General features: G+C 30.4%; 20 protein-coding genes and 2 pseudogenes. 10 read left to right on the top strand and 12 right to left on the bottom strand.

Annotation, left to right across the window (positions count from 1 at the left end; genetic code table 11):
- The 10 genes from IPK06_07195 to asnB all read right to left on the bottom strand — a co-directional run bounded on the left by IPK06_07195 (window position 1) and on the right by asnB (window position 13,946).
- Window positions 1–1,188: a hypothetical protein gene (locus IPK06_07195; GenBank protein MBK7979778.1), complete on the bottom strand. Its 1,188-nt coding sequence runs from the start codon at window positions 1,186–1,188 to the stop codon at window positions 1–3.
- Complete coding sequence (locus IPK06_07190) at window positions 1,145–2,293, bottom strand: DUF354 domain-containing protein (protein MBK7979777.1); 1,149 nt, start codon at window positions 2,291–2,293, stop codon at window positions 1,145–1,147. The genes IPK06_07195 and IPK06_07190 overlap by 44 nt, the downstream gene beginning before the upstream one ends.
- Before the next feature lie 60 nt (window positions 2,294–2,353).
- Window positions 2,354–3,811, bottom strand: coding sequence for a hypothetical protein (locus IPK06_07185; GenBank protein ID MBK7979776.1), 1,458 nt, complete (start codon window positions 3,809–3,811; stop codon window positions 2,354–2,356).
- A complete protein-coding gene (locus IPK06_07180; GenBank protein MBK7979775.1) occupies window positions 3,786–6,203 on the bottom strand; it encodes a polysaccharide biosynthesis tyrosine autokinase in 2,418 nt (805 codons plus the stop codon). The genes IPK06_07185 and IPK06_07180 overlap by 26 nt, the downstream gene beginning before the upstream one ends.
- 24 nt (window positions 6,204–6,227) lie before the next feature.
- Window positions 6,228–6,827: a polysaccharide biosynthesis/export family protein gene (locus IPK06_07175; protein ID MBK7979774.1), complete on the bottom strand. Its 600-nt coding sequence runs from the start codon at window positions 6,825–6,827 to the stop codon at window positions 6,228–6,230.
- Between the two features lie 172 nt (window positions 6,828–6,999).
- A complete protein-coding gene (locus IPK06_07170; protein ID MBK7979773.1) occupies window positions 7,000–8,052 on the bottom strand; it encodes a glycosyltransferase family 2 protein in 1,053 nt (350 codons plus the stop codon).
- Window positions 8,053–8,063: 11 nt separating this feature from the next.
- Complete coding sequence (locus IPK06_07165; GenBank protein MBK7979772.1) at window positions 8,064–9,005, bottom strand: polysaccharide deacetylase family protein; 942 nt, start codon at window positions 9,003–9,005, stop codon at window positions 8,064–8,066.
- A gap of 8 nt (window positions 9,006–9,013) precedes the next feature.
- Window positions 9,014–10,309: an FAD-dependent oxidoreductase gene (locus tag IPK06_07160; GenBank protein ID MBK7979771.1), complete on the bottom strand. Its 1,296-nt coding sequence runs from the start codon at window positions 10,307–10,309 to the stop codon at window positions 9,014–9,016.
- Between the two features lie 21 nt (window positions 10,310–10,330).
- Entirely contained in the window at window positions 10,331–12,052 is a 1,722-nt protein-coding gene (locus tag IPK06_07155; protein ID MBK7979770.1) for a nucleotide sugar dehydrogenase, read from the bottom strand.
- Between the two features lie 10 nt (window positions 12,053–12,062).
- Entirely contained in the window at window positions 12,063–13,946 is a 1,884-nt protein-coding gene (asnB, locus tag IPK06_07150) for an asparagine synthase (glutamine-hydrolyzing) (protein ID MBK7979769.1), read from the bottom strand.
- Between the two features lie 210 nt (window positions 13,947–14,156).
- On the opposite strand from asnB, the gene IPK06_07145 reads away from it, so the two are divergent.
- Window positions 14,157–15,032, top strand: a complete 876-nt coding sequence (locus IPK06_07145; protein MBK7979768.1) for a class I SAM-dependent methyltransferase — start codon at window positions 14,157–14,159, stop codon at window positions 15,030–15,032.
- A gap of 5 nt (window positions 15,033–15,037) precedes the next feature.
- On the opposite strand, the gene IPK06_07140 is transcribed toward IPK06_07145, so the two are convergent.
- Window positions 15,038–16,330 (bottom strand): FAD-dependent oxidoreductase, encoded by a 1,293-nt coding sequence (locus IPK06_07140; protein MBK7979767.1) that lies wholly within the window; start codon window positions 16,328–16,330, stop codon window positions 15,038–15,040.
- A 3-nt stretch (window positions 16,331–16,333) separates the two neighbouring features.
- Window positions 16,334–17,158 carry a glycosyltransferase gene (locus IPK06_07135; protein MBK7979766.1) on the bottom strand — a complete coding sequence of 275 codons (825 nt, stop codon included), beginning with the start codon at window positions 17,156–17,158 and terminating at the stop codon, window positions 16,334–16,336.
- Between the two features lie 354 nt (window positions 17,159–17,512).
- On the opposite strand from IPK06_07135, the gene IPK06_07130 reads away from it, so the two are divergent.
- The 9 genes and pseudogenes from IPK06_07130 to IPK06_07090 all read left to right on the top strand — a co-directional run bounded on the left by IPK06_07130 (window position 17,513) and on the right by IPK06_07090 (window position 25,708).
- Window positions 17,513–18,718, top strand: a complete 1,206-nt coding sequence (locus IPK06_07130) for a DegT/DnrJ/EryC1/StrS family aminotransferase (protein ID MBK7979765.1) — start codon at window positions 17,513–17,515, stop codon at window positions 18,716–18,718.
- A 57-nt stretch (window positions 18,719–18,775) separates the two neighbouring features.
- A complete protein-coding gene (gene wecB, locus IPK06_07125) occupies window positions 18,776–19,891 on the top strand; it encodes a UDP-N-acetylglucosamine 2-epimerase (non-hydrolyzing) (GenBank protein MBK7979764.1) in 1,116 nt (371 codons plus the stop codon).
- 29 nt (window positions 19,892–19,920) lie between these two features.
- Window positions 19,921–20,865, top strand: a complete 945-nt coding sequence (locus tag IPK06_07120; GenBank protein MBK7979763.1) for a Gfo/Idh/MocA family oxidoreductase — start codon at window positions 19,921–19,923, stop codon at window positions 20,863–20,865.
- Between the two features lie 78 nt (window positions 20,866–20,943).
- Window positions 20,944–21,531 (top strand): N-acetyltransferase, encoded by a 588-nt coding sequence (locus IPK06_07115; GenBank protein ID MBK7979762.1) that lies wholly within the window; start codon window positions 20,944–20,946, stop codon window positions 21,529–21,531.
- A gap of 629 nt (window positions 21,532–22,160) precedes the next feature.
- Window positions 22,161–22,318 (top strand): annotated as a pseudogene (locus IPK06_07110) (GDP-mannose 4,6-dehydratase).
- Window positions 22,293–22,830: pseudogene (locus tag IPK06_07105) on the top strand (NAD-dependent epimerase/dehydratase family protein). The pseudogenes IPK06_07110 and IPK06_07105 overlap by 26 nt, the downstream one beginning before the upstream one ends.
- 223 nt (window positions 22,831–23,053) lie before the next feature.
- Window positions 23,054–23,245 (top strand): hypothetical protein, encoded by a 192-nt coding sequence (locus IPK06_07100; protein ID MBK7979761.1) that lies wholly within the window; start codon window positions 23,054–23,056, stop codon window positions 23,243–23,245.
- 538 nt (window positions 23,246–23,783) lie between these two features.
- Window positions 23,784–24,062: a hypothetical protein gene (locus IPK06_07095; GenBank protein ID MBK7979760.1), complete on the top strand. Its 279-nt coding sequence runs from the start codon at window positions 23,784–23,786 to the stop codon at window positions 24,060–24,062.
- Window positions 24,063–25,525: 1,463 nt separating this feature from the next.
- Window positions 25,526–25,708, top strand: coding sequence for a hypothetical protein (locus IPK06_07090; protein ID MBK7979759.1), 183 nt, complete (start codon window positions 25,526–25,528; stop codon window positions 25,706–25,708).
- Window positions 25,709–25,778: the final 70 nt, after the last annotated feature.

Below are 25,778 nucleotides of genomic sequence, written 5' to 3'. Positions count from 1 at the left end.
TTATTGCGTACTAAAATCTATAATTTCAAAAACTTGTGCATTGCTATTAATTTTTTTTTCAATATTTTTATTTTCCAAATGTATTCTGCCGGCAAAAGTATATAAAATCCAGCCAAAATCATAAGAGCTGCACACATATTCAACTTTTGGATTAATATATTTTCCAAAGGAATAAAATTTAAGAAAATTAAAAATTGAATTAAGTTTATTATTGAAAACCGGTGCAACTTTATTCCAAATAACGTTATTTTTACTATCTACTATTTGTTTTTGTAATTTTGGATTTTCGCATAACCAGTTTATACTTTTTAAAATATTTTCGGAAAAATCAATCCCAGATGTCATTTGAATAGAAAACAATGCCATAGGCGCAAGAGCAAGTTGATGAACTGAATGGATTGGGAAATTATTGATTACTTTTCCATTTTCAGAATTATATTGCCATTTCCATTCACCGTTTTTTCCTTGATGTTCGCAAATTTTTTCCGAACATTCTTTTGCGATAAGCAAAGCTTCCTCATTGTTCATTTGCTGTGAAAAAAGTGATAATGCATAAATAGAATATAACTGATCAGCCAATGTTCCAATATTTGCTCTTAATTTACCTTCAAAATTATTCTTATCTTCGTGTTGAAATATGCCATGTCCGCCGTAATTTTTTCTAATTCGTTGATATACTTTTGCAGGAAGATTATCAATTGAGTTCTTAAATTTCTCATTAAATGTAGAAGCGAATAATAAACCTGTTAAAAACCAGGACAGTTCCATGGTATAATTTGATTTTGAATCCTTAAATTCATTTAATACTTCATTTAAATTTATTTTTGTCAAAAGTGGAGTTGCGTTTTCCGGTGATATTAAACCAATAGCCCAAAGCAGCAGCCCTAAATCGCCAATACTGCTAATTGAATTGAGATGAACAATTTTATTTTTTAATATATTATGTATATCAACATTTACTTCAAAGCCATGGCTTTGTGCCTTTTGAAGACCGATCAAATTAATTAATGTATAACGTAAGTTTGAATTTTCTATAACAATAGAATTATTACTTTTCAATTTTGTCATAGCAAATTCATTCGTTTCCGGAAGAAACATTTCTTCCAAACCTTTAAGTGAAATTTGAACTATTTCAGAAAGGAAATTATTTTGCTTTGTGTTTTTTGTGAATTGAAAATATTTGTTCATTATGCTCATTTGCCGAAACATTTTTTGTTTCACCTGTAATTTCATTAACGAGAGATTCTAGATCATTTACAATTGAATGAAGCGCCAATGAATTAATATTCACCGGTTTATTTGGTTTTACTCTTTTTTTCAATCTTATTTTAGATTTTACATCATCAATATTTTCAATCAAAGTAAGTCTTCCATTTGCTGAAAGATATTTATCCACATCGCCAATCTTACCTCTGAATATGCTGTAAACAGGGACACCCAATGCAGCAGCTTCTCTATTCATAGTTCCACCGCCGCTAATAACTAAATCGGAATACCACATTAAATTTAGCGCGTCAACAACATCTTCGGGAATTTGCAATTTTAATGTTTCAAAATGAATTGAATATTGATCTTTTATATTTTGTTTTTGCTTATCGTCTCTCGGTAAAATTATTGTTTGAACATTTCCTACATTTACTAATAAATCAATTACGCTTTCAAAGAGTTTATCACTTTCATGATTATGATAATGTGCTTCATGAGCAGGCGGTCTTAAAATTACAGTTATTGTATTTTGACTGAATGTAAATAACTTTTTTATTGATTCGTCCGGCTTAAAACCAGGCACATAAATATCTTCTTTAATTCCAGGATATGTTTTAATATGCTGTTTGAAACTGTCTAATCTTTCTTTTGAGATTATATTTGGGAAAAACATCATTTTAGGTTTTACAAACGGCAGTGTTTGAACAAATTCATAATCAAGAAAAATTACAATTGGGATTTTAAATAAATGTGCAATCAGCATTTGAGATCGTGAACCGTGCGAAATTGCGATTATTGGTTTTTTCTTTAAAACAAACGGTATAAGCTGAAGAGATCTATAAAATAAGCCAATTACTTTAATAAATTTATTTTTTCCATAATGTTTTCCAACATCGGTGAAATCTAGTCCGTATAATTGTGCTAATTCTATTGTTTGTGAATAATTTCGAGCTGATATTCTTATTGTGAAACCATCTTCTTGCAGTTTAGTAATAATTGGCGCAAAAAAAGGAACATGCGGAGAATTGTCCAAATCAATCCATACTATTTTCTCCGAATTTTCATTATATGAGTATTTTTTGTTCATTTTATTCATTTTTAATTATTACAAATATGGTGTATATAATTTAAAAGGATACGATTTAAATCACTTTTCCCATTTATATAAAATAACAGATTCGTTTTCATATATTTTTTTTATACTTCCTATATTAATTTCTAAAGAAGGATCGTAATTCTCAATTTGTAAACCTGATAAGTGCAGTTTGCTAAGTGCAACTCTTAAGTGAATTTTTTTTGCGCTTGCAATTATTAATTTTTCTTTTTTAGTCTTTATAATATCTTCATTATGTGGGCATGATTTTTCAATATAATTATTCTTAAAAGCATTTAAATTACTTCCGTCTCTGCCTTTGACAACACTTATTCCTACGCTCCATGGACCAATAACTGAAATATTATCAAAGTTATTTATTCTAAGCCATTTCCCAGCATCTTCTCTTTCTTTACCAATCACATAATTCGGTCTTATCCATAATGAATAAGATAGTGCCATTGCAATTATCAATGCAGGAGCAAAATAGTATTTGTTAATTTTTATAGTTGAAATGTAATATCCAAGCGGAAACGCGAGAGCCCAAAAAACCGGAAGTTGAAAACTTCCCATTTCTATAAAAAACGTTGAACCCGCAAAAATTAAAAGTAATTGAGGTATAGTCGCAAAGATTAAGACGGACGTAATAAATTTATAATCTTTTATACTTTTGATCATTCCTCTTACTAAGTAAAATAGAAAGAAATTGAAATTCAGTATTATAAATAATATCAATACAATCGCTCTATATATTACTCCTCTTCCTTCTTGCTCTGTTGAAAGCGGGCTGAATAAATCAAATAAATTTGCTCCAATTAAGGTATAAACCGCACTGTAAATAATTACGGCAAAAGCACCGACAAACAACGCCTTTATTATATTTTGTTTATTCATTCCTTTTAAGAAAATTAATCCAAATGCCAAGCCAGAAAGCGGCGATACTAAATTTGCATATGCAAAAAATATAGATGATAATAAAATGTGATTTTTTAAAAATGAATATATAAACAGTAAAATAAAAAGGAATTGAAGCGCGTATACTTCGCCGATTATTGACTGTTCCCAAAAACTCGGTATCAATCCGACAACTATTGCTATAGTAATCGCCTTAAACTTGTTAAAGCCGAGATTAAGCCAGATAAAAAAAGTAAACACAACAATTAAAGCTCCGCTTATAGAAGAGATAAATCCTGATGTCCAAATAGTTGCAGAGTAATCTAAAGGAACTACTTGATAAACAAGCCATAATATTAATGTGTGACCCAAGTGATAATTTGGCAAAGCTTTTCCGCTCAAAAGTGTATTTTGAGGCAAATATGCAAATTCAGTAATTGGTTTTTCTGCCAAGGACCTGATTGCAAAAACAATTACATCCGGTTTTGATGTATAATATGGAATTTGCAGAGCGTAAAAAAGTAGAAAAGAAGCAAATAAAATCAACGTTATTTTAATTTTTTCTTTTGTTTGCATATTCAGCACTGCGGCATTATGATTTTCCGTAATTGTATCCATATTGATATTTTAAACTGCTGTCACTTACTTCGCAGTCATTTACTAAAGTTCCTAAGAAATTAATATCCGCCGTTTGCAATTCGCTCATTGCCCAGCTTACACTTTCCTTTTCAGTTTGTCCGGATCTTATTACCAAAACAGTATCTTTTACAATTCGTCCAAGTGATAAAGCATCGGATAATCTAGTAATAGGCGGAGTGTCTAGTATAACAAAATCGTAAAAATCCAAATTGCTTAATAACTGCTTCATTTTATCCGAAGCCAAAATTTCTCCCGAAACATTTGAAAAAACACCCGTTGGCAGAACATCAATGTTCATTAGCAAATTTGAATTTGTTGTTAATTTAATTGGTTTATAAATATTCGGTGTTTCAGTTTTTTCGGTTAAGAAATCAATCAAACCGGATGAAAATTTAGGCAGACCGAATAAAGTTGAGATACTTGGTTTTTTAATATCGCAGTCAATTAACAAAACTTTTTTACCCGATTGAGCGATTGTAATTGCCAAATTTGCGGCAGCAGTTGATTTGCCCGCATTTTCTTCACAACTTGTAATCATAACTTTTTTTGGACGACCAGCAATTTTTGCACTTAATTTGGTTTCAAGAGTTCTATATGCTTCTTTAAATCTGAATCTTTCTTCCATCATTGTTACAAATTTATCGCTGACTTTATCCGTTGTATTTATCGAATTTTTCAATTCTTTATCGTAAGGAGGAATAACACTTAAAATTGGAAAATTGAATTCTCTTTCAATATCCGAAACATTATTGATCTTTTTATCATTGAAATGAATAAGGATAGAAGATACTATTCCCAATAAAATACCAAATAATCCGGCTAATAATAAATTTAATTTTTTATTTGGAGCAATAGGCTTTATCGGCTCAATAGCTTTGTCTAGCACAACAATATCCTGCAGTTTTGAAAGTTCTGCAACTCTCATTTCTTCGCGTTTTTCAAGAAGCAGCGTATACATTTTTTCATAGGCTTCTTTTTTTCTCATTAAATCTGCGAGCATGCTTTCCTGATATGGCAGTTTTCCTAAATCCACTGAATATTTGGAAATTAAACTATTGATATTTTCCAATTTATTTTTTTGAGTATTAGAAATGATCTTTAATGCTGTTAAAGTATTTTGATTGTAATTTGCCAATTCAGTTTTTATTCTTTGAATTTGCTCGTCCAATAACATAACATCGGGGTGTGCTTCGGTTCTTCTTTGTAAAAGTTCAAGTCTTTTTAATTCCGTATTAGTCAATTCTTTCATTAAGTTAAGGAATGGCGAATCAAAAGATGTATATTGTTCCGGCGTAAGATATGTTTGATCAATATATCCTTCCGTATCCATTTGTTTTTCAATATCTCTAAACTTATTTTTATTCGCGCCTAGTTCCAATTCGGCTTTAAATTTTTCGGATTCCAAATTGCTTAAAAATTCAATTAATTTTTTTGATTGCTCGTCAATCTGAACTATTTTTTCTCTTGATTTAAATGATTTAAGCTCATTTTCAGAAGTTTCAAGATTTTGTGAAACGTCCTTTAATCTTTCATCAATAAATGTAAATGAATTTTTAATATTGTCTTTCTGAAGATCACCGCGGCTTTGAATATATTCATTGGAAAGGGTATTTGCCAACTCTTTAGTTGTATATGGATAATTTGATTTTACGATCAACTCAAAAATATTTGTTTTTATTTTCTTTTCAGTTGATATATTTTCAATTAAGTTATCCAGTACTTCGTGATAATCCAAAGTTTCAAAGTGAATTTCGGAACCAAAAGTGTTTTGTGCCCAATCTATATTTAATTTCCATTCCGGATATGATAAATTAGAATATCTTTTACCATCAGTTGATACACTTTCTCGATACTTATTCAGTACATCCAAAGTATTATTCTTCTTAGAGAGAATTATGAATTCATTTTCTGTTGTATTTAAACCTAAACTTAAATTATTTATTTTTGGAAATGAAGTAGGGTATTCCTTTATTTCGTAATTATGCTGATATTCTTTCAAAGGCAGATCAATTATGGTTACCGTTCCGTCCTGTTCAACAATCTTTTTTATTACAATATTTAACGACAGTTTTTCGATAACTGAATTTAAAACTTGGCGAGTTTGTACCAACTGCATTTCTGTTTCTAGTTCGTCTTGAGTTCTGCCGCTAAGAATGGTTTTAATTATGTCATTATCATTTTCATCGGCAAACATTTCTTTTTTTAATATTACTGAACTTAGATAAACAGGACTTTTAAAAGTATTATATATTAATGCAGCTGCAACTGAAAGCAGAACAAAGGCAATTACTGTCCATTTCCGCTGTTTCAATATTCTAAAGATTTCTTTTAATGAGATCTCAGTTTTTCTAACGTATTTATTTCTACTCATTTTATAATCCTTGTATCAAAATTCTTATCTGGTAAATAAACTAACAATTGCGACTAACACAGCTACACCGGAAACAAGAACGGATGCATCTCTGACACCTACTAACCATTTCCTAGGTACATAAACTTTATCTCCGGATTCTATTCCTATATCAGCTAAATTATTTTTTCCCAATAGAAATTTTTCCATATCAATTTCCATTTGAGAATCATTTCGGATGATGGAAAGTTCATCAATATTAGAATCACTTGTTTCACCGCCGGCAATTGATAATAAATCGGAAATAGTTTCAAAACCCGTTAAATAATAAACTCCAGGTTTTCCAACTTCACCCAATACATCAACTCTGTAAAGCGGCTGAATACTTAATTCCGGATTTCTGTATATTTCCGAATATTTCTCGTAAATTTCATTTCTGAGCAAACTGAAATCGCAATTAACAGCATTTAATATTCCTAAATAAGGAAGTTGAATATTCCCGTTATCTTGAATAAAATAATCACCTGAAATACTCTCATTTATATTGTAAAAATTAATTCTAACGCCATCGCCAGGCTTCAAATTTTGAGCAAAAAATTGCAGCGACGTAATTAAGAATATTATTGCGATTTTAGACATTTTCATAAATCACTTCTTTGTTTTTTTTAATTAAAATTTTAAAGATTATGTGCTCAAATAAACATAAAACCAAATATTATGTTGTGATTCACAGCAAGCACATTAACAAATTATTTTGTATTGAATACCTCGAAAAAAAGGTAATTTATCAATTTTATTAATTTTGAGAAAAATATTTCTATTTATTTTCCTTCTTTTCATTCAATAATTTGTAAATAGTTGTATTTAAATGAAACGTTTCTTCGAAATAACGTTTATTTTGAACCGATAAAAATCCCATGCTTAAAAATTGCAGAGCTACAACAAGGCTAATGCCTGCAATTGTAAATGTGTGCGGTCTTAATCTAAAAACTTCTGCTACTGCGTTTGAAAATCTATCATCAAAATAAGTTGATGTTGAATGAACAGCAGGGTAAACCAAATAAACGTGGTAGAAAATCCATATAAGCATATACGATGAAAGAATAAGTAAGATTGTTCCTACTAAAATAAAAAATATGTAAGGTCTAAAAATAAAACCCGACATAAAGCCCGATAATATTCCTCGAACTAATCTCAAACTTGAAATTCTACTTTTACCAACTGTTTTTTGGATATCCCAACTTAAATGCGCGGGAATTTCTAAAATGATTGCTCGGAGTAAAATAGATTTGTAAATAATCTCCGTATTTATTTCAAAATCTCTCGCTTTAAGATTTAAACTCTTTAAAAAGTCGGCTTTATAAACTCGTACCATTCCGGTAAATGTATGAATATCTTCTCTTGAAATTATTTGCAATAAAAAGTTTAAAACTCTGCTGAACAATTTTCTCGAAAATGGTACGTTTGATACTTTTCCGCCTTTCATATAAGGTGACGCAAGAACAACATCAGCTCCGGTTTCGGTAATTTTACTTAGAAGCTTTTCAATGTGATCTGTGGAATAACTTAAATCAAGATCTAAAGTAATAATGAAATCACCTTTACATTCGCTAAAACCTGTACGTAAAGCGCAGCCTAAATATTTATTCATTTTATGATGAAGAACTCTGAACTTTTTATTTTTTTCAGCTATTTCATCCGCGATTTTTCCGGTATTGTCTTTGCTGCCGTCATTTACCAAAATTACTTCCCAATCAAATCTATTTTCAATTGATTTCATAAAATTAAAAATAGTGTTTAGATTTTTTTCAAGTAAAGCTTCCTCATTATAAGCGGCAATCACAATTGAAACTAAGGGGTTCTTTTCCATTTTTAATGTCTTTATTTATTATTTAAAATTTGTGCGTGCGAACTCATATTCATAAGATTGAAATTTTCCGACAATTTATTAATTGCGACATAAAATATTTCTTTTTTAACATCGCTCTTTAAATCCATTCCCGGGAAAAAAGACAGTTCTGGAATTTTATCACCGCCGATCAAATCTAAGGGATGTAGTAAAATGCTGGGTTCTGTTTTTGTCAATTTGCACATTGAAATCGCAAACTGCAAATAAGATTTCATTAAAGGCATTGAGAAACGCGCGAGATACAAAAGATAACTCAAATGGAATGGGGTTTTAATTATCGGAATCGTTGTTACCGGAATTTCAAGCAATTTTTGACCATTGCTTAAATTCCATTTATATGATTTATTCTTTTTAAAACCATCGGAAAATGATCCGAATAATTCCGCTCTTTCTTCTTTTTCATCCTTCGATAAATTCGCGGTTTGGAAATAATATAAACGCGCAAGTGGACCTATATAAGTCGGTAAAGTTGAAGCGTCATATAAATAATTTTTGCTTTTTAGAATTTCCAAAAGATCATTGCTCCAGCTAAAACCTGGTCCGCGGAATCCATTAATTTTTTGATCTGTAATCTTTTCTAAACTTCTTTCAGTTGATTCTAATTCTTCTAATATTTTTTCTTTACTGTAAAGATGAAACCATGACTCATGATTATATGAATGATTTGCGATTTCATGTCCGTGAACCGGTATTTGTTTTAATACATTTAAATTTCTTTCATCATCCGCGTCCTTTCCTACAATAAAAAAAGTAATTTTCAGTTTAAGTTTATCTAATGATTCAAGTACATATGGAACAAAAGTATCCAAATATGTCGGATATTTTTCCCAGCCGGAATCCCCATGAATTTTCATATATGACCATTGATTATCAAGGTCCAATGAAACACTTGCGTTTGGTTTATTTTTATTCATAATTCTGATTATTTTAATTTCTCAATAGTACTGTTAACTAACTTAATAATTTCATTATTATTTAATGTTCCATTCAAAATATGAGAAGAATTTATAATACTTATTTTCGAATTAATATCATTATTGTTTGATAAATTTTTTGAATAATTAAGCACAGGCAAAGCAAAAACTTCTTTGGCTTTCGCAATTTTTATATCTATTATGTTTTCAGTTTTAAGTTTGGGAAACATGTAAAGCAACGCGCCTTTAAATTTATGAATCAACTCTTCATCAGTTTGCGAAAAGCTTTCATCATTCGAGTTAACATATTTGGGAAGATAAATAAGAGTTTTTCCTTTGAATTCCTTTTCGTCGACAAGAGCCGACATATTTATCAATCCCGTAAAAGGAATTTTCTCGTCAATAATGTTTGTTACATAATAGTCTTCAATTTTTTCATTCAGCAAAACCGATGCGCATACTACACCCAAATATTTCGTTTTGGCCATAGATTCTTTTGTTTCGTTTGAAATTGAACCGCAGATTTTTAGCGCAATGTTTGACGGAACAGTTATAACAGTATTATCGAATTTTTTTACGGTTCCGTTTGAAAATTTGATCTCTACACCATCGTGAATTTCGGAAATATTCTGCGCTGAATGATTTGTAAAAATATTAACGTTTTCAGCTTCGAGGGTTGTTTTCAAACTTTTTAAAATTGTTGAATATCCGCCGGGAACATAGCCGAACATTTCGGTTTTCATGCCGCCTTTTCTTGCCGCATACATCCTTTGAATTGTGGTCCAAATGAAAGCCGCGGAAGTATTTTTATATTCTTCGCCGAGCTTTGCTTTCAGCAATGGTTTCCAGACTTTTTCAAAAGTATTTTTACCGGACCATTTTCTCAGCCAGCTTTCTACGGTTATTTCTTCAAGTTTGTGCCAATTTGTAATCTTTGAAGCGTAAAAAATTGTAAGACCCAATCTGAATTTATCGATAAGTGAAATAAAAGGGAATTTAAGAAATTCTATACTATTAGACATTGAATAAAATTTTTTATCAACAAAAAATCCTGTTTTTGTCTGCTTCCAAACTATCTCCTTATCGAGATTTATTTCTTGGAGCAATGATCTTATATGTATATCAGATAATAAAAGCACATGATAAAATTTATCCCAAGTTATATCATTAATTTGCCAAGGAGAAGATAATCCGCCCAAATTATCATCGGCTTCAAATAACGATACTTCGTGTCCAAGTTGAGCAAAACGATGCGCAAAGGTCATCCCTAAAAGTCCGCCGCCTATAATTGCATATGATGCCAAATAATATCCTCTAATTTAAAATTATGCTTTTGTTAAAAATGCTTCGTATGATTTTTTTGCCAACCTGGATGAATAACCTTTATATTCTGGCATAGTATTAATATTATCGGGACTGACCAACTCACAGCCTGTTGTGCAGCTTACTGCCAATTTTTGAACTGTATCGAATTCAATAAAATCAAATCCTTTATTTGCATATTTTGAATTGTAAAAATCAACTAGATCATTAATTTCGTTGGCAAAACCTTTTTCAACTATTCTAAAGCTTTCAAATACAAATTCAACGAAATAATTATCTGGTTTAGTATTTCCTCTTCCGATGCCAGAATACTTAAACTTATTTTCTTTGAAAGTATTTTTATCAAATAAATTACATCCGTCAAAGATTCCAATTAAATTTTCTTTTTGGATAAACAAATTTTCACGTTCTTTATACAATTGATGTGCGGCGCAGAATATGATAAAATCCGCATCTTCTATTGAATACGAAATATCATTGGTAAAATAATTCTGCAGATTATATTTCAATAAATTTTGATCAGTTTCTTTTACATATGGATCATGAATTTTAATTGTGCAGTTTTTATTAAGTAATTGTTTTGCCAACTCAAAAGTTGGTGAATTTCTTGTATCTTCAGAATTTGCTCTGTAAGCGGCTCCCATTAAAGCGATTTTTTTACCGGATAAATTACCCAAATTCAGTTCTGCTCGCTCAATTGTTGTGGCAGGAGATTCATCGTTTATTTTACGAGATTCCATAATCAAACTGTTTGAAGTACTGCCATTGCTTTCAATTTTTCTCCACCATAGCAGAATTCCGTCTTTGGGCAGACAATGGCCTCCGACGCCAATTGTTGGGATTAAAATTCCTCCAACCGGAATTGAATTTGAATTGTGGCTCGCGTCATCCGGCTGATTTAACTTTAAGTTTACTTTATCTCTTAGATCGTAAAAATCGATATTGTTTTTATCGCAATAGTTTGCAATTTCAGCGGAGAAAGCTATTCTTACATCGCGATAAGCATTTTCAAGTGTTTTTACAATTTCAGCGGTAAAGCTGTTTGTTGTATATAAGAATCCTTGTTTTACAATATTTGTATATATTTGCTTAATTCTGTCAACGGTAATTTGCTGAAGTCCGCCAATCAATTTATCGGCAGCGCTAATTCGTTCTACCAGTCTTCCAGGCATTACTCTATTTGGACTATTACCCAAATAAATATCTTTCCCTTCAATCAAACCATATTTTGAAAAGAAATCTTTAATAATTGTGTTCATTGTAGAAGGAGCTAAAGTTGATTCAAATACAATCATTGGTTTTTTATTGACAGGTTTTTTTTGCAAAGCTTCAGCTAAATCCTGAAGTGAAGAAAACAAAGGTCCGTAATCGGGTTCCAAACTTTTTTTATCGGTTTGAACACAGACTAATATTACATCTGCATCACTTAAAGATTCATAATTATGTGAAGCTTTTAAAGTTCCGTTGTTAACACATTTATTTACTATTTCATCCAATTCGGGTTCAATACCACCGATAACAGATTTACCTGAATTTATCGCGTCAACTTTCCATCCTGAAGTTTTTGAATTTCGTTGAACAACAATTACTTGTAATGGATCATTTGTTCCAATTTTTATTTCGGCATTTGCCAAAAGCGCCGCCATTGGCATTCCAACTATTCCGGGTCCAATTACCCCAATTTTTTGCACTGACCAATTTTCATTTGAAGTTTCTTTATGCATTTAATCCCTTTTAATTATTATCTATAAATTGTTGGAACCATAATTCAATATTTATAATTCCCCATAGTTTTCTGCCGAACATAGGTTCGGTAGAAAGTGATTTTAATATTTCATCGGTTTTAAATATTCCTCTGTTTCTTGCTTTTGTAGAACTTAAAATATCCGTAAAGAAATTTGAAGCGTCATTTTTTAACCATACATGAAGAGGTACTGCAAATCCTATTTTATCTTTTCTTTCCAGAATAGATTTTGGTAAAATATTTGAAGCGGCTTTTTTAAGAAGATATTTCATTTCACCATTATGGAATTTTAGCGCGGGCGGAATTGTTGCGACCAATTCAACAATTCTATGATCGATTAACGGCACACGTGATTCTAAAGAAACCGACATGCTCATTCTGTCTTCCACATGCAGAAGCGCGGGCAAATTTGAAGTCAGATCATATTGAGTCATTTTATTGAAATAAGATTGTGTGTTCGGCTGATTGAATAAATTTTGAAATTTTGTGAATACCGCATCTTTATTATAGTTCGTTCTAAAATCATCACTCAATAAATTTTCGTTTCCGTTATATCTGTCTATTAGCCTAAAATATCTTTTATCCATTGGTTCAAAAACACCGTTTCCCCAAAACTTTTGAATCATTGGCGTGTATTGTTTTAAGTGAGGCAAATTGTGAATTATTGAACTTAAAGATACAATGTGTTCGCCTTCATCGTTATTCTCCATTATCGCGCCTTTTAACGCTTGTTCAAGGTAAGCTACAATGTAACGCGCGTAGCCGCCGTAAATTTCATCTCCGCCTTGTCCGCCTAAAACAACTTTAACATTTTCCGCGGCTAGTTTAGAAACCATATATTGCGGAAATACACCTGGACCGGCAACCGGCTCGTCAAGTGAATAAATCAATTTCGGCAATAAATCTATGAATTCCTTTTCGGTAGGGCGTATAATATGCATTATAGATTGACTGTCCGCAGCTACTTCAGATGCATATCTTGTTTCATCAAATTCAATTCCTTCATTAAAAGCGCCGGTAAAAGTATGCAGTCTATTTTCGCTGAGTTTTGAACTCATCAAAGTAACTATAGAAGAATCAATTCCGCCGCTTAAATGAGCGCCTACGGGAACATCACTTCGCAGCTGAGTCTTAATTGAATCATGCAGTAATTTTTTTATTTCATCTATAAAATAAGATTCGGTATGATACTTATCAATTGTGAAATCTAAATCCCAATATTTATTATATTGAAATTTCATTGAATCTAAATTCAAATTTAGATAATGTCCAGGTTCAATTTTAAAAATATTTTTAAATAATGTATTTTGACCCAAAACATATTGAAACGTAAGATATTCGTCAAAAGATGATAGATTGAACTCGGCTTTAATTGAAGGATGTTCCAGCAAAGCTTTTATTTCCGAAGCAAAAATAAGATGATTTTCATCCCAATAATAATATAGAGGCTTAATGCCGAAATGATCTCTTGCGGCAATTAATCTTTTTTTCCGTTTGTCATAAATAAGAAATGCGAACATTCCGTTTAACTTATTAAAGCATTCCAAACCGTGTTCTTCATAAGTTTTCAGAATAACTTCTGTATCGGAATTTGTGTTAAAGGAATGACCTTTACTCTTTAATTCTTCTCTAAGTTCAATATAGTTGTAAATTTCGCCGTTGTAAACGATACAATTTTCTGAAGAAAACATTGGCTGGTGACCCTGCGAAATATCTATAATTGATAAACGCTTGTGGAAAAACCCGATGTTTTCATCAATAAAATAACCTTCATCATCGGGACCTCTATTTTCAATCTTAGAAGCCATCCTTTCAAGTAATCGAAGATCTACTTTTTTATTATTTTTGTTTATTATTCCTACTAATCCGCACATGATTTTTTTTTACATTATTATCGTACAATTATCATATTAAATAATTGAATACAAATAATTTTCCAAGTGATTTGAAACATTTTTAACTAAAATATTTTCTTTAGTATAGAGCTGTATTTTATTAAATTTGCTAAAATTTCTAAATTCGTGAAATATATTAAGCAAAGTTGAATTTATTATTATTATTTAAACATAAAGAAAGTATAATTTATGGTCAATTGTCCCGATAACTGCGAAATATATCACAAGCCTGTAAATAAGATCAATAATTATGTAATATATGATTGTACATTCTGCGATCATCGTTTTGTAAAAATTGAAAAAGAGCCGGAACACGTTACAGCAAATTATGGAGATACATATTTTTTCAGCGGTGAATCCGGCGGATATCCGGATTACTTGAAAGAATCGGAAGTACTTTTCCAAAGAGGGAAAAAATATGCGGAGATTTTAAAAAAAATAGGAATTAAAGAAGGAAATTTGCTTGATGTGGGTTCAGCTGCCGGGTTTATTCTTAAAGGTTTTATTTCGGAAGGCTGGAATGGCGAGGGAATTGAACCGAATTTAACTATGGTAAATTACGCGAGAAATGAACTTGGACTAAATGTGTCACAAGCTTCGCTTGAACAATTTGAAAGCGCAATAAAATATGACTGCGTAATTATGATTCAAGTAATGGCGCATTTTTATGATTTGGAAAAAGTGATTTCAAAGCTAAACTCATTGTTGGATGATGGTAAATACCTGCTTATAGAAACTTGGGATAGAAAAAGTATAACGGCAAAAGTCTTGGGCTGGAAATGGCATGAATATAGTCCGCCAACCGTAATCCACTGGTTTTCAGCAAAATCACTTATTAAAATGTTTGAAAAAAATAATTTTAGTTTGGTTAAAAAGGGAAGACTATTCAAAAAAATAAATGTTGATCATGCTAGAACTTTGCTATCGGAAAAATTCAAATCGAAGCTGTTATTTAAATTACTTAAATTAATTCCGGATAAAATGAATTTTATCTACCCTTCTGAAGATTTGTTTTATATAATTTTAAAAAAGAAAGCAAATGAATCAAAAGCTTATATTTTTTAAAGTTATCAACTATTTTCTAAATCTTTAAGTTTTAAAATTACTTCGTCAACTAAACCGGCACTGGCATTCCACGAAGTAATGTTAGGATAAACTTGTGCTGAGGTTGCAAGTAGAATATTTGTTCCTTTTATATGAATTTCTGGTTTAATTTTTGAATAGCCTAAGGGATAAATTGGTTCAACAAAAGGTGCTTTAAAAATTTTTATATCTTCTATATCATTTTCCGAAATATTTAAATCCGGATATAAATTAATTAATTGTTTCTTCCATCTATCGGCTATCGATCTCTCATTTTCTTTAAAGAGATCGGAGTTTCTGCCGCAATATTTCATAGTATAAACCATATTATAATTTCCATATTGGGATTTTTCAACCAATTCGGTCATTTCTACAATTCCGTCGAATTCGGTATTTGAATTGACTACAGGAGTCCAATAATAATTATCCAATGGTCGTTTTAGGAAAAATAACGCGTTCACCACACCTTGATAAATTAAATTTGGATCTGAAAAATTTTGGCCTATATCAGTGTTTTTTACTAATGCGCTAAACTGTGGAATTGGTATTGTGGAAATAACCCAATCGGCAGTAATTTTTTCATTTTCAAGAATAACTTCAACACTTTTTCCATTTTGAATTAAACTTTTAACCGGAGAATTTTTAAGAATTTTGCCTCCTTTTGACAAAATACTTTTTTCAACCGCATCAATAAATCCTTTTAATCCGCATTTTAAATATCCCCTTGTGGCAATATTTTTTTCTCTTCCGAGTCTTTGCCAAATATATAATGACGGCAGATTTCCCGAATGGTCTCCAAATTTTGAAAGAAATAATTGCTTTAATATTTTATTCCAAACATTGCTTCCATAGAGTCCCTTAAGCCACTTTTCTATAGGAAGATTGTCCAAATCTTTCCCTTTTCCTAAATATCTGAGGGATAAACTTACAATACCGAATCTTAATCTTTCAAAAAAACTTATTGGTTTAAATTTTAGCAGATCAATTGGAGTGTTAAAGGAATACCTATTCCCGTCAACAATAAATCCCATTCTTGTTGGTTTCCAATAAAGTTGTTCGGTCAATCCAATATCATCAATCAATTTTAATAATGATTCATCTGTTGGCATATGACAATGATAAAATTTATCAATCCAATTACCATTATGGTTAAAAAAAGTACCTAATCCGCCAAGTTGATCATTACTTTCGACTAAAGTGACATTATATCCATCTTTGGAAAGATTTTGCGCAGCGGCTAATCCAGCTATTCCACCGCCTATAACTACTATTTTTTTCATAAATTATATTCTTCGCGGACTTGGTGAAACTCTATCTCTTATACCTAATTTAAAATACTGAATAATTGTTTTAAACAACTTCAATTTGCTTGCGCCCAGTTTTCTGTCGTATCTTAAGAAAAACGGTATTTCAATTATTTTAGGTGACCAATGTCTAAGTTTTAATAGTAACTCAACCATGCAGGCAAAACCTTGTTCATGTATTAAAGTTTCACCATAATGAAATGAGGCTTTTTGCAAAAGTCCTACTCGATATGCTCTATATCCGCTTGTAAAATCTTTTATATTATTTAAAGGAAGCAAAGTTTTAAAAACTAAACTTGCGCCTCGTGATAGAAATCTTCTAAAGATTGGCGCACTTTCATCGTTACCACCATTTACAAAACGCGAAGCAATTACAATATCAGCGCCATCCTCAATATTTTTTATCATTTGATCCATTAAAGCAACATCATGGGTATCATCCGCATCCATAATAATAATAATATCATTTATCGAAGCTTGAGATAAAGCTTCTTTAATTCCAGTTTGAACTGCTTGACCCAAGCCCATATTTTTTTCATGATTTACGAGAGTTAAAAATAAATTTTCTGAAGCGTTTTCAGTTACTTTGGCTGTATTATCTTTAGAGCCGTCATTAATTACTATTACCTTAATTTTAATTTTATATGCAGAATCTAACTGTGAGATCCGCTTAAGCAAATTAGGTAATGAATCTTCTTCATTATATGCGGGTAAAACAAAAAATACTTGTTCCACTTTTATAAAAAAAGACGAATTGTTTATATTTTTATTCTGTTCAGCTGAAAATATTTTTTGATTTACCATTGAATTTATTAATAAATTTTCACTAATTGTTTTAGTTAGTACCATTCATTGTCCCACATATTTATAATAAACTTCTTTGCAATATATAATAGAAAAAAAAGTTTACTGTGATAAAGGACATGAACTCATTTTTATGTAGATTGTGTGAAATTACATTTTATAAAAATAAATTTACAATCTGAAATTCCAACTTTATTTTTAAAAAGTTTTACAAGAATATATAAAATTTATTAGCTAAATTATTTATTTACTTTTTGGTTTATTTAGTAATTGTTGATTTAAAATAACATCAACATTTATTTCATATTTAATTAATTGATATAACATTATTTCAAAATATTTTAAGAGAATAATATGAAAGTTCCATTATTAGACCTAAAAATTCAATATCAATCATTGAAAAAAGAATTGGACGAAGCGGTTTTAAGAGTGTCGGAATCGCAGTATTTTATACTAGGGCCCGAAGTTCAAAAACTTGAAGAACAAACTTGTAAATATTTAGGTGCTAAAAAAGCAATTGGCGTTTCTTCAGGAACTGACGCATTACTTGTAGCTCTAATGGCAATTGATTTAAATCCCGGAGATGAAGTAATTGTTCCGACATATTCTTTTTTTGCTACCGCAGGAGTAGTGTCGAGACTTAATGCCGTACCGGTTTTTGTAGACAGCGATCCGGTAACATTCAATATAGATCCCGCTAAAATTGTAGAGAAAATCACAAATAAAACTAAAGCGATAATTCCGGTTCATTTATATGGTCAAAGCGCTGATATGGACCCTATAATGAAAATAGCGAAAAACTATAATCTAAAAGTAATTGAAGACGGCGCTCAAGCTATTTCCGCGCAATATAAAGATGGTAAATGTGTTGGCACAATAGGTGATATTGGGTGTTATTCATATTTCCCAAGTAAAAATTTGGGCTGTTTTGGTGATGGCGGAATGGTAGTTACAAATGATGACGAACTTGGCGATAAATTAAAAATTTTAAGAGTTCACGGCGGTGAGCCAAAATATTATCACAGCGTAATTGGCGGAAATTTTAGAATAGACGCAATACAGGCGGCAGTCTTAAATGTTAAACTTCCTCATCTGGATTCTTGGTCGGAAAAAAGAAGAAAAAATGCCGAATTATACACCTCGCTCTTTAAATCTGCCCGACTTTCGCAAGAAGAGGGTAAAATAGAATTTGATGCAAATAACAGAATATTACTTCCTAAAGCTGTTTATAAAGAAGCAGCAATTGAAAGCAAAAATTCGAGTTCTCCAATTGTAAATTATCACATTTACAATCAATATATTATAAGAGTTGAGAAACGCGATGAAATGAGAAACTTCTTGAGTGAAAATGGTATTGCTACTGAAATCTATTATCCGGTGCCGTTCCATAAACAAGAATGTTTCCAAGATGTATTGAAGAATTCGAAATTTAAAAACGCGACTTTCCCTGTCGCGGATTTTGCGGCTGAAAGTTCGATAGCTCTGCCAATATATCCTGAATTGACAGAAGAACAAATTACATATGTTGTTGAAAAAATAAACGAATTCTTTAAAAATTAAATTTATGTTTTATAATTAATTGTAGCGAATCCTTTTTTAAATATTTAAAAGTACATAATGAAAATTTCCATTGTATTTGGAACTAGACCCGAAGCTATAAAATTAATACCTTTAATTATTGAATTAAAAAAGAATAGTAACTTTGAAGTTAATATCTGCGTTACTGCTCAACATAGAGAAATGCTTGATCAAGTTTTAGAAATATTTGATATTGTTCCGGATGTAGATTTAGATTTAATGCAGCCAAACCAATCACTTGGTAAATTAACCGCAAAAGTTATTTCTTCTATTGATGATTATTTTAAAAGTTATCAGCCTGATATAGTTCTGGTTCAAGGAGATACAACAACGGTAATGGCTGTTTCCTTAGTTGCATTTTATCATAAAGTTAAAGTTGGTCATGTTGAAGCCGGATTAAGAACGTTTAAAAAATATTCTCCGTTTCCTGAAGAGATGAATAGAGTTTTGACATCAAGAATAGCTGAACTGCATTTTGCCCCAACAAAAATATCAATGAATAATTTACTAAATGAAGGAATTCCAAAGGATAGAATATTTGTAACCGGCAATACAGTTATTGATGCTCTTTATCTAGCTATTGATAAAGTTAATGAAGTTAATCCGATTATTGATGGACTAAAAGAAGTTAAAATAGAAGAATTGAAGCCATATGTTTTAATAACCGGGCATAGAAGGGAAAATTTTGGCGAAGGTTTTATTAACATCTGCGAATCCATTGCTCAACTTGCAGATAAATATAACAATTATCATTTTATATATCCGGTACATTTAAATCCAAATGTTCAGGAACCGGTTAATAAAATTCTTGGTAGAAAAAGAAATATTAAACTGCTTAATCCTCAGACATATCTTCCATTTATTTCATTAATGATGAATTCTGAAATAATTTTAACTGATTCCGGCGGTGTTCAAGAAGAAGCCCCAAGTTTAGGCAAGCCTGTTTTGGTTATGAGAGATGATACAGAACGACCAGAAGCTTTAAATGCGGGTACAGTAAAATTAGTTGGTACGGATAAGCTAAAAATAATTACCGAATTATCAAATCTTATTGATGATAAATCTGCTTATGAAAAAATGGCAAATTCTATTAATCCCTATGGAGATGGATTGGCTAGTAAACGAATTTCAGATATACTTTTAAATATGCTTTAATGTTAAATTTAAGACTAAAATAATAAATTATGAAAAACTTTGCCATTACCGGCGTTGCCGGATATATTGCGCCAAGGCATCTTCAAGCAATAAAAGATACAGGTAATAATTTAATCGCGGCATTGGATCCACATGATTCTGTGGGAATTCTTGACCGCTATTTCCCGAATGTAGGTTTTTTTGTTGACTTTGAAAGATTTGAAAGATATGTGGAAATGCTGCATAGAAAATCGATAACTGAAAGAATACATTATTTAAGTATTTGTTCGCCGAATTTTTTACACGACGCTCACATACGTTTGGCATTAAGAACGGACGCTGACGCTATTTGTGAAAAACCGATTGTGTTGAATCCATGGAATCTAGACGCTTTAGAAGAACTGGAAAATGAGACTGGAAAAAAAATCTATAATATACTTCAGCTTAGAGAACATCAAGCAATAATTGATTTGAAAAATAAAGTAGAAACAGAAAAGAAAAATTCAAAACATGAAATTATTCTAACTTACATTACATCAAGAGGTTCGTGGTATGATTATTCATGGAAAGGAGTTAAAGAAAAATCCGGCGGAGTAGCTACAAATATCGGAGTCCATTTTTTTGATATGTTAGGATGGATTTTCGGCAAAGTGCAGACAAATAAATTATATTTGAACGAGCCGAGAAAAGTAAGCGGATTTTTAGAGTTTGAACGCGCAAACGTCAGATGGTTTTTGTCTATTGACAAATCGGACCTTCCTTCGGAAGCAGTTAATGAAAATAAAACAACTTACCGTTCTCTTAAACTTGACGGTGAAGAATTTCATTTCAGTGACGGTTTTACGGAACTGCACACTAAAGTTTATCAGTCAATTTTAAATGGTAAGGGTTTTGGAGTAAATGACGCAAGACAATCAATTGAGATTGTGCACGAAATCAGAAATGCGAAAGTTGATGATAAAGCTGAATATGCCCATCCGATTCTTGGGAAGTGATTATTATCCATGTAATGAGTGATGAGAATTAAAAAATTAATCAAAAATAAATAAATTCAATTTATAACTGGAAAATATATGAGCGAAGAAAAAAAATATTATGTTGATAAATTTGCGGTCGTTGATGATAACGTAGAAATTGGCGAAGGCACAAAAATATGGCATTTTTCTCACGTTCAAAGCGGAGCTAAGTTAGGTAAAAAATGTGTACTAGGTCAAAATGTTAATATCGCGAATAATGTAACTATTGGAAATTTTGTGAAAATCCAAAATAATGTTTCTGTGTATGAAGGCGTAACTTTAGAAGATTATGTGTTCTGCGGACCGTCAATGGTTTTTACAAATATTTTGGATCCGAGAAGTAAATATCCTCAAGTAGGGGCCCAATATTATATAAAGACTTTGGTTAAAGAAGGCGCGTCATTGGGAGCCAATTCAACTATAGTTTGCGGACATACAATAGGAAGATTCGCGTTTGTTGGAGCCGGTTCAGTTGTGACAAAAGATGTTCCGGATTTTGCATTGGTGGTTGGAAATCCCGCAAAAATAATTGGCTGGTTCAGCGAAGCGGGACAAAAATTAAAATTCGATGAAAATGGAATTGCTCATTGTGAAAAATCGGGCAAGACTTATAAATTTGTCGATAATAAAGTAATTGAAGTTTGATTAACATTAAAAAAACGTGAAATGTTACTTCGATACATGCCTAATTACAAGTCAAAAATTAGTTATTCCATCGGCATTAATCAGTAACCGAATGATTTAAAATTAGAAATTGTTTTAATGAGAAATAATCTTGCGGTCGTTGAGAAGCATAGCGCAGCGAAGCGTATCGAAACGACAGAAAATGAAAGAGAAAAGTACTAGTAAATTCAAATTCCTTAAATATTTAAACTCCTAAGCTGCATTAAATAGACTTATTAAATTGAAATTCGTATTAAGGAATAAGCCGAATCATTGAAAATAAGCCCAAATTCATCAATTTTTAAAATCCCTTTAATAAATTTATTCTATTTATTTGCAATATATTTTTAACCCCATTTTTAATTAAAAATTCATTTAACTTCTTTAATAACAATAAGTTAACATTTTTATTAAAAAAAATGGTTTAAATAATTGCTTCAATTTACAAATAATTATATATTTGTACTATTAATACATTATATAATAAATTTATTAAAATTTAAATATCCATGTGACTGATATGGCGAAGCTGTAAAAAAAACAAACAAATTGTTGTAAATATTTTTAATAAAGTCGAGTTAAAATAATTTAAATAATCCAATTGAGTTCAAATGAGTAGAATTTTAATTACAGTGGTGTGGCAGGATTTATAGGAAGTAATTTAGTAGACTATTTTTTATCCAAAGGGCATTATGTAGTATGCTTAGATAACCTAGAACTGGATTTGAAACTAATATCCAAACATAATTTTACAAATCCCAAAATTTAAATTTATTAATGGTGATATTAGAAATATTGAAGTCTGCAATGAAGCTGTAAAAAGGATGCGACATTGTTTCGCATCGGGCTTGGCTCAGTACCTAGATCAATTCAAAATCCTGCAAATACTAATTCTGAAAATATAGATGGTTTCTTAAATATGCTTATTGCATCAAGAGATGCTAAAGTTAAAAGATTTGTTTATGCCGCAAGTTCCAGCACTTATGGAGACTCAAAAAAAAATTCAAAAGTTCAAAAAATGCCTTTATCCCCTTATGCAATAACAAAATATGTTAATGAATTATACGCGGATGTCTTCGCAAAACATATGGAATGCAATGTATCGGACTAAGATATTTTAATGTTTTTGGAAAAAGGCAAACCCCTAATGGCGCTTATGCCGCTGTAATTCCTTTATGGGTGAAAAATTAACAAAACCATGAACAACCGATAATAAATGGAGATGGTTCTTACAGCAGAGATTTTACTTATATTGATAATGTAATACATGCAAATGAATAAGCATTATTTGAAGAAAATAATAAGATATTTGCGGACAAAGAAATTATTACAATCTTGAATTTGATACACATAAATACTTGAAGCAAGTAATAAAGAAGTTGAAACTTTGTTGCAAAACGTAAATATGGATGATTACTATTTTTCAGAAGTATTTAATATTGCTTACGGCGGAAATACAAATTTAATTGATTTGTTTAATGCTTTAAAAATAACTTAGCTAAACATGATAAAGCAATTTCAGAAATTAAACCACTTTTTGGCGGAAATAGAATTGGGATGTTCCACATTCACAAGCAAGCATTTAAAAGCCAAAACCATTATAAATTATAATCAATATGATGCTGCAAAAGGTTTTGAACTTGCAGCCGAGTGGTATTTTAATAACTATCAGAATAAACACTCTACAAAAAACTGAATACTCTTAGTTTAAATCTAAAAAAAAATAGAAAAGTTCCTTTATATAGGTGGGGCTTTTTCATCAGTAAAATTGTTTTCTGATAATACCTTACATTACGACTGGAATAGAATACAATAATTTTAACAAAATTTATTACACTTCAGCAATTGTAATATTATTTGCCAAACTTGGTTTTGATTTCGCGATAAATAGAATAAAAAAATTCAGATTTAAAATTATTCATAGCAGTTTTATTAATACCGCAATTATGATTATAATAACGGTGTTAATCAATAGGGAAGACTATAATGAATATATGTACCTAGCAATATTTGCATATTCTTTTTCTATATAATCGCAAATATTTTTATCATGAAAAACTTATTTTGAAGGTAGTTATAGAAATTATTTTTATTATAAATTATTTTATGGGCTTATCTTAATTTCATCTTTGTTTATTTTGTTGAAACTCAGTTATGAATTATTTTATGTTTTCCCTATTGCCGGATTTTATGGATGCTTTTAATTTATTATAATAATTGGAAAGATTATAAAGGTGACGGCAGTTATACTGAATTTTACGAAATTAGGATTTGCCGCATTTGTTGTTAATGCCTCGTTGGGATTTGCGTTTATCGCTGACAAATACATTATTAACCATTATTTTAATCTTAAAATCGCCAATTCTTATACTTTCGCCTGGGGTATAACGTCGCCAATGCTTTATCTTGGTAATATTATGGAACATACAATCTATACGGCTAAAAATAATGAAAAAGAAAAAAATAAAGAATGCGTTTACATTTCTATTATTTATGGTTGTGTTATAGTATAGCTGCATTTTCTATAGTTTCCTATTTTCCCAAAGTACTGCCGGGAAATATTGACAATGAATTACTAAAACAAATACTTACTGTATTTTAATTATTTATGCAGTATATACAGTAATACAGTATCCGCTGAATGGCATCTTATTTAAATTTATTAATAATAGTGCTCAGTATCAAATAGCAAGAATTTACCCATTTTTTTGCTTTATTCTGCATTGTACTATATATCATATTTCTAATTCATAACGCTAAAGACTATTTTTTGTTAATAATAATAAGTACGACATACATTTTTACACTGTTGTCAATTAAAATTTTTATTGTAAAAAAAAGTATTTCTGTAGTAAAATAATCATATGCCAATTCAAACCGGAAAAGTCTTTAACTTTATATTTGAATCCAAGTATTCAAAATATATTTTCTTCATATTTGTCCTTTCTTTGTTTTCAAGAGGGTTCCCTTTAGTAAATAAATTTTATTTTATTGCGCCTCTCTTTTTACTTTATGCAATTAGCGGTTTAAAACAGATTTACCTAAACAAGGACTTAATAAAATATTATTATTTCGTAATAGGATTCACAATTTGGGCAACTTTAACAGCAATTTGGTCTGAGTATCCAATATTCACACTTCAACGAGCACTATTTTTTTTAATTACTGTTTTAGGTTCAATTATAATAGGAGCACAAATAACAAGCAAAAATTACAAAATACTTCTAAATACATTATTGCTGATTAATTTTAGTATAGTAGCGGTATCAATTTTTTCACTGTTTTTAGTACCTCAAATAATGCATGGACAGGCGGACATGGTTTAGGGTTTATGGGTTTTACAAATCATCAGAATAAATTTGGACAGTATATTTATCTTTTCTTGCGCGCCGTTAGTTTTAATGTTAAATGAAAAAAAAAAAATCGCAATTTTTTTAATTATAATAAATTTAATCATTATAGGACTTAGTACTTCTAGGGCAGCAATTTTAAGTCTTTTTATTACTTGGTTTATTTATTTTATTTTAACCACTTCATTTGTAAAAACACTTTCTTACATTTTATTATTTGTGTTTATAATTTTTGCAACTGTATACTTAACCGCAAACTATACTTCAAAAAAATAGTGTGACATTAGTAAAAAATGAAAATTATTTTTGGTGAAGAAGGTCTTTGACAATTAAGTATTCTTGGGATCTGGCTTTAAGAGGCGGATTTATTGGCTTGGGATATGGAATTAGCGGACAATAGGTTTATTGATCCTTGCTTGGGTATTTTGACAAAAACCGCAATGTGCAGAAATTTATAGAAGGGAAAAACCGTTACAAGCATTTTGGCTATACTTGGAAGAAACGGGGATAATTGGACTAATCTTGTTTTTATTTGTAAATAGGATTTCCTTTAAAATAATGTGAGCCTAAAATAATTAAAACATTTAAGGATAAAAATTCTCTTATTCTAAATGGGTTTGAAAAATATGGTAAACGACTTAGAATTACACTTATTAAAATTTGCTTTTGCATTCTTAATTTCGCTGAACTTTTATGCTCAAATTGAATCATGGTGGATTGGAGTTGGTCTGCTGTTCTCCCATTATATTTATTTTTCTGTGATCGATTTTTATGAAATACCAAATATTAATATTTTTATAAATAATTAAATAAATGTTAAAATAAACTGCCAAGATTACTAAATTGAGTTGCATTTTAATTAATTCATGCTTGCAAAGA

This window comes from Ignavibacteriota bacterium (assembly GCA_016713565.1).
GTDB lineage: Bacteria > Bacteroidota > Ignavibacteria > Ignavibacteriales > Melioribacteraceae.
Note: the sequence above shows the minus strand (reverse complement) of the source record. Positions and strands in the feature narration are given on the sequence as shown.